Raw genomic sequence first — 270 nt, forward strand, 5'->3', positions numbered from 1 at the left:
TAGGGAATTCATCAGCAATCGCTGACAAAATATCAAGTGCGTGTTGTGGCGTTAAGCCATTTTCTTCGGGTGTACCTGTTGCTGCTGCAAACTCGGCATCGAGGGCATCAATATCAAAGCTTACATACACTTCATCGACCTTGTCTGCTTTTAATTGCGCAATAGCATCAGCCGCAACCGCAGCTGCGCCACGCTCTATAAATTCAGCAGCCCAATGTTGAATTACGCCAAAAGTAAGATCCCAATTTGATTTAGGCTTGCCACTTGAGC

The 270-nt window shown here is 45.9% G+C and carries 1 protein-coding gene; it reads right to left on the reverse strand.

What is annotated here, in order from left to right; genetic code table 11:
• On the reverse strand, nucleotides 1-270 hold a 270-nt coding region (locus CWB78_RS18750; RefSeq protein WP_171040373.1), incomplete at both ends, for an arginase family protein.

Source organism: Pseudoalteromonas sp. S1612, from assembly GCF_005887175.1.
Classification (GTDB): Bacteria; Pseudomonadota; Gammaproteobacteria; order Enterobacterales; family Alteromonadaceae; genus Pseudoalteromonas; species Pseudoalteromonas undina.